The organism is Micromonospora sp. NPDC049044 (assembly GCF_040649215.1).
Classification (GTDB): domain Bacteria; phylum Actinomycetota; class Actinomycetes; order Mycobacteriales; family Micromonosporaceae; genus Micromonospora.
This window is the reverse complement of sequence record NZ_JBEZFA010000001.1, coordinates 73,931-87,979: the sequence shown is the minus strand read 5'-3', so window position 1 is coordinate 87,979 and position 14,049 is coordinate 73,931. Positions and strand designations below refer to the sequence as shown.

Sequence of the window (14,049 nt, the reverse complement as noted above, 5' to 3'; positions counted from 1 at the left end):
CAGGCCCCGCCGCGTGGGCGATGAACGCGCCGTTGCTCCTACGGGCGCCGGGTCACGCCGGATCCGGTAGTCGGATGGTGCAGAGCGTGCCCCGACCCGGCTCGCTCGCCACCTCGATCGTGCCGCCGTGCGCCTCGGTCAGGTGGCGGGCGATCGCCAGGCCGAGCCCGCTGCCGCCGGTCACCCGACTGCGCGACTCGTCGGCCCGCCAGAACCGGTCGAAGATCCGCGGTAGGTCGGCCGCAGCGATGCCGCTGCCGGTGTCCCGTACGGAAATGGTAGTGCCGTTCGCGCCGACAGTCACCGAACCGCCGGGCGGGGTGTGCTGGATGGCGTTCGAGATCAGGTTGCCGACCACCTGTCGCAGGCGTACCTGATCGGCGTGCACCACCGGATCGCCCACGACGGTGAGTTCCAGGCGCACCCCGGCCGCGAGCGCGCCGCCCCGGTGGCTGTCGACCACGTGCGTGAGCACGTCCCGCAGGTGGGTCGGCTCCGGGTTGATCCGCAGCGTGCCCGCGTCGGCGGCCGCGAGGTCGCCGAGATCGTCGATGATGTGCTGCAGCAGCAGCGCCTCCTCGTGCAGCAGCGCCAGCAGTTGGGCGTCGGTCGGGGCCAGGTCGTCCTGGGCCGCCTCCAACCAGGTACGGATGTTGCTCAGTGGGGTACGCAGCTCGTGCGCCACATCGTTGACCATGGTTCGGCGTTGTGCCTCGGCCCGTTCCCGGCGTTGCGCGGAGTCGTTCAGGGCGCGCGCCAACCGGCCGATCTCGTCGCGACCGGACACCGGGGCGGGCGTGCGCAGGTCGGCCGCGACGGCGAGGTCGCGCAGCGGTCGCACCAGGCGCCGCCCGACCAGGACGGTCGCCGCGACGGTGGCGAGCAGGATTGCGCCGGTGACCGCCACGATCCGTCCGATGCTGCCGTCGGACAGGCTCAGCGTGGTGCGGCCGGTGCCGGGTGCCGTGACGAACAGCAGTGCGCGGGGCGCCACGTACGGCCGGAGTTGGGTTCGGCGCCCGGATTCGATGCAGCCCTGCACGACGCCGGCCGGCCCGGCCGGCTTGAGCAACGACGGCGGCTTCACCTCGATGTCCTCGTGCGCGGTCCGGACGACCGCTGAATCGCCGAGATATGCGGCGAAGGTCGGCGTGATGCGCAACTGGTTGGCGCGGTCGCCGAGGCTGAGACAGCGGGCGGTCAGGGTGGTGAGCGTCTGGAGCGCCTTCCTCTCGGCGGGACTGACCAGGCTGTCGAGCTCGAACCCACAGCCCTCGGTGACGGACCGGGTCAGTGGCCGCTCGGCCTCGGCGCGCACGGTGGTGAGGACGACGCTCGGGCGGCCGGTCTTCGCGGTCTCGATGACGCCGTCGTAACCCATCTTGTTGAAGCAGGTCAGGGTGTTCTTGGCCACCTCGCTGAGCACGTACCGGTCTTCGGCCGGCACGACGTACGGTCCGACGGCCCGCTCGTCGATGTGCTCGGTGCCGCCGGTCAGGCCCAGGTCGACCTGGAGTGGATCGACCACTGCCGAAGGCCGGATGGTCCGCAGCGCCGACCCGGCCTGCGAGTCGAGGATGATCTTGTGGTCGTCGGTGGTCAGCGTGATGCGCCGGCCCAGCTCCGCGGCGCGCGCGTGCACCAGGTCGGCGGCCCCGGACCAGTCGTGGTGGGTGGCCGCGTACCCGACAAGCGCCTGGTAGACGGCCCTTTCGTCGGCGACAGCGCCGCCCTGCTCGTAGTTGATCGCGCGGGTGGTGGTCGTCGCCGCCAGCCAGGCGGTAGCCGAGATCGCGGCCAGCGCGATCACCACGGAGGCGACGAGCAGCCGGGTCACCAGGCTGTGCCGCAGCGGCACCCGGTCCCTGCTCACGGCGTCGGGCCCGCAGTGAGCTTGTAACCCACACCGTGCACGGTGAGCAACTGCTGGGGACGTTTCGGGTCGTCCTCTATCTTGCGGCGCAGGTTCAGCACGTGGACGTCGATTGTGCGTTCGGTCGAGCTGCGGTCGATGCCACGGGTGTGGTGCAGCAGTTGCGCCCTGGTGAAGACCCGGTCCGGCTGCTCGGACATGGCGGCCAGGATGGCGAACTCGCCACGGGTGCACTCGATCCGCTCGCCGTCGACGGTCACGTGGTGCCCGACCGGATCGACGCTGAGCCGACCGGCCCGCCGGATGCCCCGGGCGGGGCGCTCGGACGCGCCCCGGGACGCGCGGCGCAGCAGGGTGCGGGTGCGGGCCACCAGCTCCCGAGGGCTGAATGGTTTGGTCAGGTAGTCGTCGGCGCCGAGTTCCAGGCCGAGCAGCAGGTCACTCTCGGTGCTGCGCGCGGTGAGCATGAGCACCAGGACGTCCGACTCCTGCCGCAGCGTGCGGCACACCTGCAAGCCGTCCAGTTCCGGCATCATCACGTCCAGGATCAGCAGGTCGGGCCGGTCCCGGCGGGCGGCGTCCAGCGCCGCCCGTCCGTTGTGCACCACGATCGTCTCGTGACCGGCGGCCACCAGGTAGCGGCGGATTCCCTCCGCGTGCCGCGGATCGTCGTCAGCGACCAGGACCATCGCACACATGCCGGCGATGATAGGTCGCCGGTGCGGCACCGCACCGATTCCCGGCCCGACCTGACAGATTCCTAACGACAGCTCAGACGCTGGACAGCGACTCGGTGGGGTCGAGCGCCGCCGCCCGCATCGCCGGATAGACCCCGGCCAACACCCCGATGACCAGCGCACCGCCCAGCCCGGCGGCGACCGCCGCCGGTGGGATGGTCACCGGCCAGTGCTGGAGGGCGGCGTAGCCCGCGACGGCCACCGCGCCGGCCAACACCCCGGCTGTTCCGCCGAGCGCCGACAGCACTATCGACTCGGTGACGAACTGGATGCGCACCTGGCCCCGGTTCGCGCCCAGAGCCCGGCGAAGGCCGATTTCGCGGCGCCGCTCCAGCACCGAGATGTACATCGTGTTGGCCACCCCGATGCCGCCGACGAGTAACGCGATCCCGGCCAGCCCGAGCAGCAGTGAGCTGAAGGTCTGCCGTACCGCCTGCTTGGCGGCGAGCCCGTCCGAGGGGCGACTGACAAACACGTCGCTCGGGTGCTCCGGGTTCGCCGTCGCGGCCAGGACCGAGCGCACCGCCACCACCTGGGCGTCGGTGGTCTGCACATAGATCCGGGTCGGATGCCCGTCGAAGCGCAGCCAACGGGTGGCCGCCGTCCAGCCGATCATCGCCGATCGGTCGATCTCCGGCGCGAGTGGCACCGGGTCGAGGATGCCGATCACGCTGAACCGCTGCCCGCCGAGGTGGACCTGAACCGGCTGGGAGAGGTTGACGGTGGTGAAACCGAGCCGCTGGGCGGCGACCGAGCCGAGGACGACCGTCGGCAGGCGTTCCATCGCGGCATCCAGGAAACGGCCGGAGCGGACCCGGCCGTCGATCGCCGCCAGCAGGTTCGTCCTGGTGGCGACAACCGCTATCGCGTTGTAGTCGCCAGGGCCGGTCCGGTCGGAACGGGCGACGTTCAGCCCGAAGTCGGCGGTCGCGCTCGCCACCGTCACCGGCGCGATCCGGGACACCATGTCCACCGACTCGACGGGCAGTGTGACAGGTGGCTCGCGGTTGGGCGCCGGAGTGACCTGTAGTCGGTTGGTGCCCAGGGCGGCCAGCTTCTCCTCGAGCGCCCGCTGACTCGACGCGGGGATCCCGGTGACCAGGACCAGTGTGGCGATGCCGATGGCGATGCCGAGCGCCGACAGCGCGGCGCGCGCCGTGCGCGTGCGGATGCCGAGCAGGCCCAGAGCGACCAGGTCGGCCGGGGCCAGCCGGACCGGTGCGGCGTCCCGGTCCACTCTCGCCGCGTGACGGGTACGCCTCATGCTGACGCACCGCTCACCGCGGAGTCGGACACCAGGCGGCCGTCCAGGATGCGGAGCTGTCGGGGCACCCGGGCGGCGACCTGGTGATCGTGGGTGATCAGCGCGATTGTGGTCCCGCCCCGGTTCAGCTCGGTCAGCAGGTCGAGCACTGCCGAACCGGTGGCCACGTCGAGCGCCCCGGTCGGCTCGTCGGCCAACACCAGCGCGGGCTGGTTGACAAGCGCCCGGGCGATCGCCACCCGTTGGCGTTCGCCGCCGGAGAGCGCCTGCGGGTGGTGGTCGGCGCGGTGGGCCAGGCCGACCCGATCCAGTGCCGCCAGGGCCCGCGCCCGACGGTGCCGGCGGTGTACGCCGGCGTAGAGCAGGCCGGTCGCGACGTTCTCGGTAGCGGTGAGCCCATCGGTGAGATGGAACTGTTGGAACACGAAACCCAGCCAGCGGCCGCGCAGGCTGGACAGCTGCCGGTCGGACATGGTGGTGACGTCCCGCCCGCCGAGCAGCACCCGGCCCTCGGTGGGCCGGTCCAGCGTGCCCATGATGTTGAGCAGGGTGGACTTGCCCGACCCGGATGGCCCCAGGATGGCCACGAACTCCCCAGCGTCGATCCGTAACGAGACGTCGCGCAGCGCCGTCACGTCCGCACCGTAGCGCCGGGTGGCGTTGTCGATCTCCAGCACCGGGGTCACGACGTCGTCACCACCCGGGTACCGACGGTGATGCCGGTACCGGTGATCTGCACCATGCCGTCGGCGAACAGGCCGACCTCCACAGCGGTCAGGGCGCCGTCGGAGATCTGGACGCCGTAACCGCCGCCGCTGAGCGCGAGCAGCGCACCGACCGGAACGGCGAGTACGTTGTGCTCGGTGGTGCCGGTGAACCGGACCTCGACGGTGCCCGAGCTGATGTTCTCCAGCGCCGCGGCGTTGTCCACCGCGACGACGACCTGCACCTTCGGGCCCTCCGGGCCCGGATCGCCGCCGTCCGACGAGCCGGCCTGGACGTTGCTGCTCACCGAGCTGATGGTGCCGCCTGTGTGCGAGCTGTCCGGGAGCGTGATCTGCACCTGCTGCCCGGCCCGGAGGTCGTCGGCCCGGCTCGCGTCGATCTCGACGGAAACCACCTTGGTCTGGTCGCTTATCGCCATCAGGTTGCCGGTGGCGTCGTCGCCGAGCTGCGCCGACGCCACGCCCACCCGCACCGCACCGGGCAGCACCAGTATGTCGCCGAGTGTCACGGTGCCGGTGGCCGGACGGATCCCCCTGGCCGCCTGCCAGCGTTTCACGGCGTCCTTGAGCGATCGGGTGAAGACGGCGTCCTGGCTGGTCACGACGGTCTGGTACGCCCCCGCACCGGAGGCTGTCGGCGTCGAGTCCGGCCTGTCGGCCTCCCCGTGAGCGTCCTGGTCGTTCGTGGCCGGTGGCGGCCCGCCCTGGACGGTCACCCGGCTTCCCGGTGCGGGTTGGGACCCGATCCGATAGTCGAGCGCCCGGAGGTTGTCGGCAAGCACCTTGACGTCGCGGCCGACCATGCCGACCACGTCGATGTCGCGGAACATCGGCGACGACCCGTAGAAGAGGGTCACCGGCCGGTCGCCGGATCGGTACAGCGTGTCGCCCCGGGCGATGGTCGTGCCCGGCTGGGGCAGCCAGGTCAGCACCCCGGGCGCGACACCACGCAGGGCGCGCTGCCTGCGGTAGCCGACAGTGCCACTCTCGGTCCAGTAGTCGGAGAGGTCGGTGCGGACCACCTCGGCCGTGGCCACCGTGGACGTGGCCGGCGGGGCGGCCCGGGAGTCACTGCCGCCGCTGGCGTGCACGGCGTAGACCACGCCGCCCAGCGCGAGCGCGCCGAAAATCATGCTGATGAGAGTTCTCGTCCGCACTGTCTGTCACTTCGCCGTGAAGGCCGAGATCTCGCACTGACGCTGGATCTCCATCCCCGCGTCGCTGTTCGCCTTCTCGAGGTTGGCCTTCGTCTCCGGCGCGACCCAGATACCGGCGTTGTCGGTGCCCGGTTGCCGGATCTCCATCGACAGGCCGTGGTTCCGGACGCACTGCAACTGCTCGCGGAGGTCGTCGGCGAAGTTCGGGTTCTGGTGCGGGTCGAGTTCCGGAGCGGCAAGTGGCTCCTTGTCGGCGCAGGCGTCCACGGCCGGCTGATACTTCTTCGTGTCCTTCTTGTAACTGAGCAGCGGGCCGCCGTTTCCGTTCGCCGCCGGTGCCGAGGGCACACCGTGCTGCGTCCAGCAGGCGTAATAGGCGCCGTAGAGGCGGTCGACCTCCTGTTTGGTAGCGCCGAGAGGGAGTTGGCGGTCGGCGCCGCTGTTCGAACCGGCCGGGCCGGCACTCGCCGACGTGGTCGCGCCCGGGATCGCGGCCACCTGCGGCCCCGACCCCGCCTCGTCGCCGCCGCAGGCCGCGAGCGACAGCAGCAGGACCGCCACGCCGGTCATCTTCACCTTCGCGTTTCGCATGCCGGTCAGCCTGGTCGCCAGATGTCAGCTATTCGTTAGCCGCGCAGGCGGTTCTTCGACGTGGCTGGCGGGCCCCTCGCGTCCGCAGCCGTGGCCCCGGCCCCGGCCGCGGTACGGCGGCGGTGTCGGCCGATCGGGGAGTCCCGGGAACTTTCCCGGGCCGGAGGCCGACCACCAGAGTGCGCGGCTCAGCGGCGCGAACCGACGACGGCATCTCGGCATGGAGGAGCGCCCGTGGCACCAAGGACGGTGGTCTGTGCGCAACGGCGCCGCTGACGACGACCAGGTGACCCGCTGGGCGCAGCAGGCCGGCCGGGGCGACCGGCAGGCCGCCACGGAGTTCGTCCGGGCCCTGCAGGACCAGGTCTGGCGGTTCGTGTCGCACCTGGCCGGGCCGGGTGAGGCCGATGACCTGACCCAGGAGACGTTCCTGCGGGCATTCCGCAACCTGCCCGGCTTCGCCGGGCGCTCGTCGGCGCGTACCTGGGTGTTCACCATCGCGCGGCGCGTCGCCGTGGATCACGTCCGGACGGTGGTCGCCCGGCCACGGTTGGCGTCGGTGCCGGACTGGCAGGCGGCGGCCGAGGCCGCCGGTGCGATCACCGCCAGCGCCGACGAGCGGGTCAGCCTCCAGCAGGTGGTCGCCGGTCTGAGCCGGGAGCGGCGGGAGGCGTTCGTCGCCACCCAGGTCCTCGGCCTGTCCTACGCCGAGGCGGCGGACGTCTGCCAGTGCCCCGTCGGCACCATCCGTTCCCGGGTCGCCCGGGCGCGGGAGGATCTCGTCGCCGCCTGGCAGGCCGACACCGACCCGAGCCACGAGCGACGAACCGGCTGAGGCCGCCTACTCGACGGGCAAGCGTCGCCATCCCGGTCGCGGTCGTCGAGCAGGCGCCGCGCGGAGATCCGCGCGGCGCCCTCTCTGGTCCGGTCCGGTCCCGCCGCCCTTACCCCAGCCGGGCCTCGATGGCCTCGATGATGCGCGGACGCAGCTCGGCGGCGCGGATGACGGCGTCCACCGAGCCGACCTCCACGGCGCGCTGGATGTTGTGCACCCTGTCGAACTCCGTGGCCACCTCGCCGAGCTTTTCCGCGCGTACCGACGCGCGTAGTTCGTCGAGTTCCGCGGTCAGCGCGGCGCGTTCGGCGCCAGCCACGGCGGCGGCGCGCGCCTCCAGGTCCCGCACCCGGGGGTCGGCCGCCGTACGGGCGTTGACGTCGGCGGAGAACACCACAGCGGCGGCGGGTGCGCCACCGAGCACCGACGCGAACGAACCCTCCAGGGCGAGCACCGTCATGTTCGGGTTCAACGCCTTCGAGAACACCACGAACGCACCGCCGTGGTAGCGCGAGATCACACAGAAGACGATCGGCCCGTCGAAGTTGACGATCGCCCGACCGATCTCGGCGCCGTACTCCAGTTGCAGCTTGCGCATCGACTCCGGTGAGCCGTCGAAGCCGGACAGGTTCGCCAGCACCACCAGGGGCCGGTTGCCGCTGGCCGCGTTGATCGCCCGCGCCGCCTTCTTCGACGAGCGGGGGAACAGCGTGCCCGCCGTGTAGGTGTCCGGGCCGTCGGTGGGCGGGAAGCCGTGCCGCGGCACCGACCGGGACTCGATGCCGAGCAGGCACACCGGGATGCCACCGAGGTGGATGTCCTGCACGACAGCGGTGTCCGCGTCGGCCATGCCCGCCCAACGCTCCAGCACCGGGTGGTCCTGGTCGGAGAGGGCCCGCATCACCGTACGGATGTCGAACGGCTTCTTGCGGTCCGGGTTGTGCGCGACGGAGAAGATCTCCCCGACGGTACGGAAGGCGCTGCCCGCCACGTCGTGCGGGAAGTCGGAGATGTCGCGGTCGGTGGGGTCGGTGGTGACCGCCCGCCGGGGTGCGTCCTCACCGGGCGCGACGTACGTGTGGTCGTAGTGCGACATCACCACGTCCCGCGCGGCCGTCAGGTTCGGCGCCCAGTACTGCGCCTGCCCGTTCGGCCCCATCACCCGGTCGTAGCCGCCGATGCCGAAGTTGTCCTCGGCGGACACGCCACCGGAGAAGTCGAGCGACTGCTTGCCGGTGAGCACCATCGCCGAGTCCGGCGTCATCACCAGGATGCCCTTGGTGTGCATGAGCATCGTCGCCTCGGCGTTCCAGTACGGCTGCGCGCCGACGTTGATGCCCGCGACCACGATGTTGATCTCACCGCCGGCCTGGGTGAACTCGACGATCCGCTTCAGCGCCGCGGCCACCCAGTCCATGTTCTCCGTACCGGTGGTCATCGAGATGCGTGCCCCGGCGGAGAGCGCCCACCACTCCAGCGGCACGTTCATCCGCTCGGCGAGGTCCAGTGCGGCGATCACGCGCCGGCACTCCGGCTCCGACAGGGCGCCCAACGCCTTGGTCGGGTCGCCGAGCAGCACCACCCGGGTGACGCCCTGCGGGTGCCGCTCGGTGCGCGTGGTGACCACCCCGGCCACGATGGCGGCGCTGTTGCGCCCCTTCGGCCGCTGCACCGGCACCAGCACGTGCTCGTCGTCGAGGTCGTGCTCGACGAAGTCGCCGAGCCGGCCGGTCAGCTCGTACGGGTACACGGTGTTGCGGCTGCTGGCCCGCAGCACCTTGAGCCGGTACTCGTCGAGCGGCTCGATCGGCTCGACCGGCGGCTCGCCGACGGCCAGCTCCGCGCCGCCCGCGGCGTCGAACGAGATCCGTACGGCGATCTTGGTCAGCTCGCCGGTGCGGCGGTCGCGCTGCCGCGCGATGAACAGGATCTCCTCCAGGCCGGCCCCCGCTGTCGTCGGGCGCACCCGCCCGGCGATCATCTCCATCTCCTCGCGGGTCAGCTCGCTCGGCGGCCACACGTAGACCACGATCCGGTTGGTGTTGAAGCGGGTCTTCGACGGCCGCAGCGACTGGGCGCGGCGGATCGAGTCGAGGCAGGCGGCGATGGCGTCCTCGGTGGTCGGCAGGGCGACCAGGCGGCCGTCCTGCTCGCGCAGTTCGGTCAGGTCACGCACCTGCGCGAACGCGACGAGCCGCTCGTCCGACCGGTTCTCGCGCGCCACGCACTGGAAGAGGTAGACCTCCTCGTCCGACGACGGCAGCCGGGTCAGGTCGAACTTGTGCAGCCGCTCCAGCTGCATCCGCTGCGCGATGTACGGGTGCAGGCCACGGATCAGCCGGTCCTCGGTCATCGCGTCGCCGGAGGGGCGGAAGGTGAAGTGGTGGTGCATGACCGCCCCGCCGCGACCGGCGACGGTGGTGGTGACCCGCCGGACCTGCGGCGGCAACGGGTGCGCGGCGACGACCTCGGCCAACGCCGCCGCCATCGCGTCGAAGTCCTCCGGCTGGTTCTCCCAGCCGAGGTAGATGTCGGCGTCGACGGCGTCCTCGCCGGTGGCCAGCTCGGCCAGGCCGCGCAGCGCGCCGCCAAGCGCGTCGAAGCGCACCGCGGCGGAGACCACACTGGAATCGGTGCGCCCGGCCACCACGAACGTGCAGCCCGCGACCTTCTGGGTACGCACGCTGGTGAGCGCCTTGTTGCCGTAGTAACGCCGGGTCAGCACCTCAAGCATCACCGCGTTGTCGAGGTGGTCGCGGACGAGCCGCTGGCCGAGCAGCCGGACCAGTGGTTCGGTGCTGCGGACCATCTCGGCGACGCGCTCGGCGCGGTCGGTCGCCTCCGGGTGGGCGTCCAGGTGCCGCAGGTGCCCACGGACCCCGGCGTACACGCGGGCGCGGTTGCGGCGCAGCAGCGGCTGGGCGAACCAGGCGAACACCACGCCGCGGGCGAGGTCGGCGAGCGCGGGGAAGCGGACCTGCGTGGCGGCGATCAGCCGTTCCAGCGCGAGGCCGGCGGGTTCGCGGAGTGCCTCGTCCGGCGGGGTCTCCCGCAGCCAGGTGCGCAGCAGCGTCGCGACGACAGTGGCGTCGGCGGAGGCCCGTTGCTGGGCGAGGAAGATCCGGAAGACGGCGGCTTCGAGGGCCGGGGAACGCTCCAGGTCGGTGACACCGTAGTGGCCGAGCGCCTTGGCGAGCTTCGCCTGGAAGGCGTCCGGCAGCCCGGCCCGCTCGACGTCGAGGCTCTGCAGGTAGGTGTGGAAGTACTCCCTGGCGCTGTGCACGTGCGCGGCGCCGCCGTCCTCGCCGGTGGGCCGGTTGCGGCTCAACTCGGCGAGGTCGGCGAACACCTCGATCAGATCGAGTTCCGCGGCCAGCGGCCGGGGGCCCGCCTCGGTGGCGGCCCGACGGGCCGTGAGGTAGCCGTCGAGCACCCGACGGTCGTCGTGCGGGTCGACGTCGAAGCCGAGCAGCAGGCCGCGCAGGTTCTCCTGGCCGCGCCTGCTGCGCTCGCCTGCCGGCATGTCCTCGGCGGCGGTGGGCAGGTCCAGTTCGACGGCCTCGCCTGTCGGTCCGGCAGTGGTCTCGGCGGCCTCGTCCGCGAGCGGCTCCAGGCGCAGCAGCGGCGCACCCGCCTCCACCTGGCTGCCCACCGAGACGGCGCACTCCTTCAGGCGCGCCTTGAACGGCGCCCGCAGCACCGTCTCCATCTTCATCGCTTCCAGCACCAGCACCGGTGCGCCCGCCTCGACCTCGGCACCGATCTCCAGTGGCGTGGCGACGACAAGCGCGGGCATCGGGGAGCGCAGCACGCCGCCCTCGTCGCGGCTGACCCGGTGCGTGACGCCGTCCACCTCGACCAGGTGGGTCGGCCCGTGGGTGCCGGTGAGCAGGCGGTACCGGATGCCGTTGACGACGATCTGACCGGTGTGCCTGTCGAAGCGGTCCAGCTCGACGTCCGCGGTGCGCACGGCGGCGCCCGCCTCGATGCCGACCCGGAAGCGGTGCGCGCCGACCCGCGCCACGCGGGTGCGGTAGCCGACGCCGCGCAGCTTGAGGTCCAACGGTCGGCCGCTGGCGTGCTGCACCTGCGGGCGTCCCCCGGACGCCGTCGAGAGCAGCCGCTGGCGCTCGATGCGCTCGTCCTCCTCGTACGCCTCGATGGCGGCGGCGGCGAGCGCGACAGCGGAGTGTCGGTGCGTGACGAGTCGGCCCTCGCCGCGGACGCGGTCGATCCAGCCGGTGTCCGCGCTGGCGTCGATGACCTCGGGCTGGTCGAGCAGGTCGAGCACGAAGCTCTTGTTCGTCGCGCCGCCCTCGATGATCACCGTGGTGTTCGCCATCGCCCGCCGGAGCTTGCCGAGCGCCTCGTCGCGGTCGCGGCCGTACGCGATGATCTTCGCGATCATCGAGTCGAAGTCGGCCGGGATGGTGTCGCCCTCGCTGACGCCGGTGTCCACCCGGATGCCCGGGCCGCTGGGCAGGTCCAGCCGCGCGATGCGGCCCGGCGACGGCGCGAAGTCGCGGTCGGGGTCCTCGGCGTTCAGCCGCGCCTCGATGGCGTGCCCGCGCTCGGCCGGCGGCGCACCGTCGAGGCGTCCGCCGGAGGCGACGTGCAGCTGCGCCTTGACCAGGTCGAAACCGGTGGTCAACTCGGTGATCGGGTGCTCGACCTGCAGGCGGGTGTTGACCTCGAGGAATGCGAACAGTCGGTCGCCGGGGTGGTAGAGGAACTCGACGGTCGCCGCCCCCCGGTAGCCGACAGCGATGGCCAGGCGCTCGGCCGACGTCTTGAGTTCGGCGGCCTGGGCCGGATCGAGCACCGGCGACGCCGACTCCTCGATGACCTTCTGGTTGCGTCGCTGCACCGAGCAGTCCCGGACGCCGAGCGCCCACGCGGTGCCCTGCCCGTCGGCGATGACCTGGACCTCGACGTGCCGGGCGCCGGTGACCAGGCGCTCCAGGAACACGATGCCGCTGCCGAAGGCCCGCGCCGCCTCCTGGCTGGTGCGCTCGTAGGCGTCCACCAGCTCGGCCTCGTCGCGGATCACGCGGATGCCGCGTCCGCCGCCGCCTGCGGTCGCCTTCAGCATCAGCGGGTAGCCGACCTCCGCCGCCGAGGCACGGGCGGCGTCCAGGGTCTCCACGGCGCCACGGCTCCACGGTGCGACCGGCACGCCGACCTTCTCCGCGATCAGCTTCGAGCCGATCTTGTCGCCGAGTTGGCGCATGGCGTCCGCGCTCGGTCCGACGAAGGTGACGCCGATCTTCTCGCACAGCTCGGCGAAGGCCGGATCCTCGGCGACGAACCCCCAGCCGACCCATGCGGCGTCGGCCCCGGTCTCGATGAGCGCCCGCTCAAGCAGGGCGTGGTTGAGGTACGGGCGGGCGGAGGCCGGACCGAGGTCGTAGGCGATGTCCGCTTCGCGGACGAAGGTGGCGGTGCGGTCGACGTCGGTGTAGAGAGCGACGGTTTCGAGCCTTCTGCCGGTTTCCGCAGCCAGCTCGCGGACCGCGTGGATGAGCCGCATGGCGGCTTCACCTCGGTTGACGATGGCGACACGGTTGAACACCCGACTGACCCCTTAGCTAGACCTCAGAACTGCGTGCCGCGAGACGACGGCTCCCAGCAGTGATCACCCTTCCGGCTGGCGGCGGCCAGCGCTATGGCGCAACCACCGAACCCACCGTCGCTCAGTTGTAGGAAGTGCACAAAAGTTTTTGGCACCCGGCGCAGCCCATGCCTCGGCGGCAACCGTATCCGGACCGGGCACACCGTCACCTCCACCGAGCAGCCACTGACCGGTCCGTCCGGCACGAATTCGCCTCGCCCCGGTGTCGCCGGTGCGGGGCGGATTCGCGCACTGCCCGCCGCGGCCGGCCCGACGCCATCTCCTTGTATCGATGTTGGTCGAGTGCGATGCTGTGCTTCGGTAGTGCCTGGGAGCCAGCGCGCACCACAACTTCTCCGGCCCGCGGGGCGCACGAGGTGGCGTGGCCACCCGTGCCGGGCAGCCCTCGTCGGCAGCCGGACACCCGAGCGCGGCACCGGCCACCACCTCGGTCACCGGTGCCCGGCGAACCACGGAGGCACCGATGCTTCGCACCTTCCTCGCTGTCACGACAATGGCACTGGCCGGCTGGGCCGGGACCGCCGTCACCGAGTCGGCACCGGCGCCGGCGGCCATGTCCACACCCAGTCCCGTGCCCACGCCGGCGCCCACCTGCCCGCCGGCGATACCGATCACCGTCGGCGTGGCCGGGGTCACCACCACGAGCGTGACCATCTCGTATTCGATCTTCTTCCGGCCGCCCTGCGGCTACGACCCGCCGATGACCGTCAGCCTCTTCGCCAGCCGCGAGGACGCCCAGCAGTGGCGGGCGCCGGTGGCGTCGGCCGTCTCCGGGCCGGAGCGCACCGGCACTGTGACGATCGACCGGCTGACGCCCGACACCGAGTACTGGTACCGGTTCACCGACGTCGATGGCCGGCGGGATCCGTTCGTGATCGCGTCGACCAGGACCGCTCCGCTGACGTCGTGCCGGGCCACCGCCACGATCGACGCCCACTGGGGCAGTGGCTTCGTCGTCACGGCAACCATCCAGAACATCGGGAGCCAGCCGCTGGACCGGTGGCGCGTCTCGTGGCGGTGGTCCGGAGACGAGCGGATCGAGACGATCTGGGGTGGCGTGCCGGAGACGGTGGGTGCCGACGTCACGGTCCGCAACGCCACGTACAACGGAACGCTGGCTCCGAACGGTGTGGCGAGGCTCGGCCTGGTCGTGTCGACAAGCGTGGTGCCCGACGGGTTGACGCTCACCTGTATCGGGTGACCGACGGCCGCCCCGCTGTCGCCCCCGCCGCGAC

9 protein-coding genes are annotated in these 14,049 nt (G+C 71.9%); 2 read left to right on the top strand and 7 right to left on the bottom strand.

Going from position 1 to position 14,049, the window contains the following annotated elements:
* Positions 1-52: 52 nt before the first annotated feature.
* From AB0B85_RS00365 to AB0B85_RS00340, 6 genes are all read right to left on the bottom strand, one after another.
* Entirely contained in the window at positions 53-1,873 is a 1,821-nt protein-coding gene (locus AB0B85_RS00365; RefSeq protein ID WP_357401897.1) for a HAMP domain-containing sensor histidine kinase, read from the bottom strand.
* Complete coding sequence (locus tag AB0B85_RS00360) at positions 1,870-2,571, bottom strand: response regulator transcription factor (protein ID WP_357401895.1); 702 nt, start codon at positions 2,569-2,571, stop codon at positions 1,870-1,872. Before AB0B85_RS00360 ends, AB0B85_RS00365 begins: the two co-directional genes overlap by 4 nt.
* A 73-nt stretch (positions 2,572-2,644) precedes the next feature.
* The gene (locus AB0B85_RS00355) at positions 2,645-3,874 is read right to left on the bottom strand and encodes an ABC transporter permease (protein WP_357401894.1); all 1,230 of its coding nucleotides are present in this window, start codon (positions 3,872-3,874) and stop codon (positions 2,645-2,647) included.
* Positions 3,871-4,560, bottom strand: coding sequence for an ABC transporter ATP-binding protein (locus tag AB0B85_RS00350; RefSeq protein ID WP_357401892.1), 690 nt, complete (start codon positions 4,558-4,560; stop codon positions 3,871-3,873). Before AB0B85_RS00350 ends, AB0B85_RS00355 begins: the two co-directional genes overlap by 4 nt.
* Positions 4,557-5,732, bottom strand: a complete 1,176-nt coding sequence (locus AB0B85_RS00345) for an efflux RND transporter periplasmic adaptor subunit (RefSeq protein WP_357401890.1) — start codon at positions 5,730-5,732, stop codon at positions 4,557-4,559. Before AB0B85_RS00345 ends, AB0B85_RS00350 begins: the two co-directional genes overlap by 4 nt.
* Before the next feature lie 30 nt (positions 5,733-5,762).
* Positions 5,763-6,347 carry a hypothetical protein gene (locus tag AB0B85_RS00340; protein ID WP_357401888.1) on the bottom strand — a complete coding sequence of 195 codons (585 nt, stop codon included), beginning with the start codon at positions 6,345-6,347 and terminating at the stop codon, positions 5,763-5,765.
* A gap of 256 nt (positions 6,348-6,603) precedes the next feature.
* Between AB0B85_RS00340 and AB0B85_RS00335 the strand changes: the two genes are divergently transcribed.
* Positions 6,604-7,182, top strand: a complete 579-nt coding sequence (locus tag AB0B85_RS00335) for a sigma-70 family RNA polymerase sigma factor (RefSeq protein ID WP_357401886.1) — start codon at positions 6,604-6,606, stop codon at positions 7,180-7,182.
* Positions 7,183-7,291: 109 nt separating this feature from the next.
* Here AB0B85_RS00335 and AB0B85_RS00330 read toward each other — a convergent pair whose 3' ends face one another.
* Complete coding sequence (locus AB0B85_RS00330) at positions 7,292-12,754, bottom strand: carboxyl transferase domain-containing protein (RefSeq protein WP_357401884.1); 5,463 nt, start codon at positions 12,752-12,754, stop codon at positions 7,292-7,294.
* A 523-nt stretch (positions 12,755-13,277) separates the two neighbouring features.
* Here AB0B85_RS00330 and AB0B85_RS00325 point away from each other — a divergent pair.
* Positions 13,278-14,015, top strand: a complete 738-nt coding sequence (locus AB0B85_RS00325) for a cellulose binding domain-containing protein (protein ID WP_357401882.1) — start codon at positions 13,278-13,280, stop codon at positions 14,013-14,015.
* The last annotated feature ends 34 nt before the right edge of the window (positions 14,016-14,049 follow it).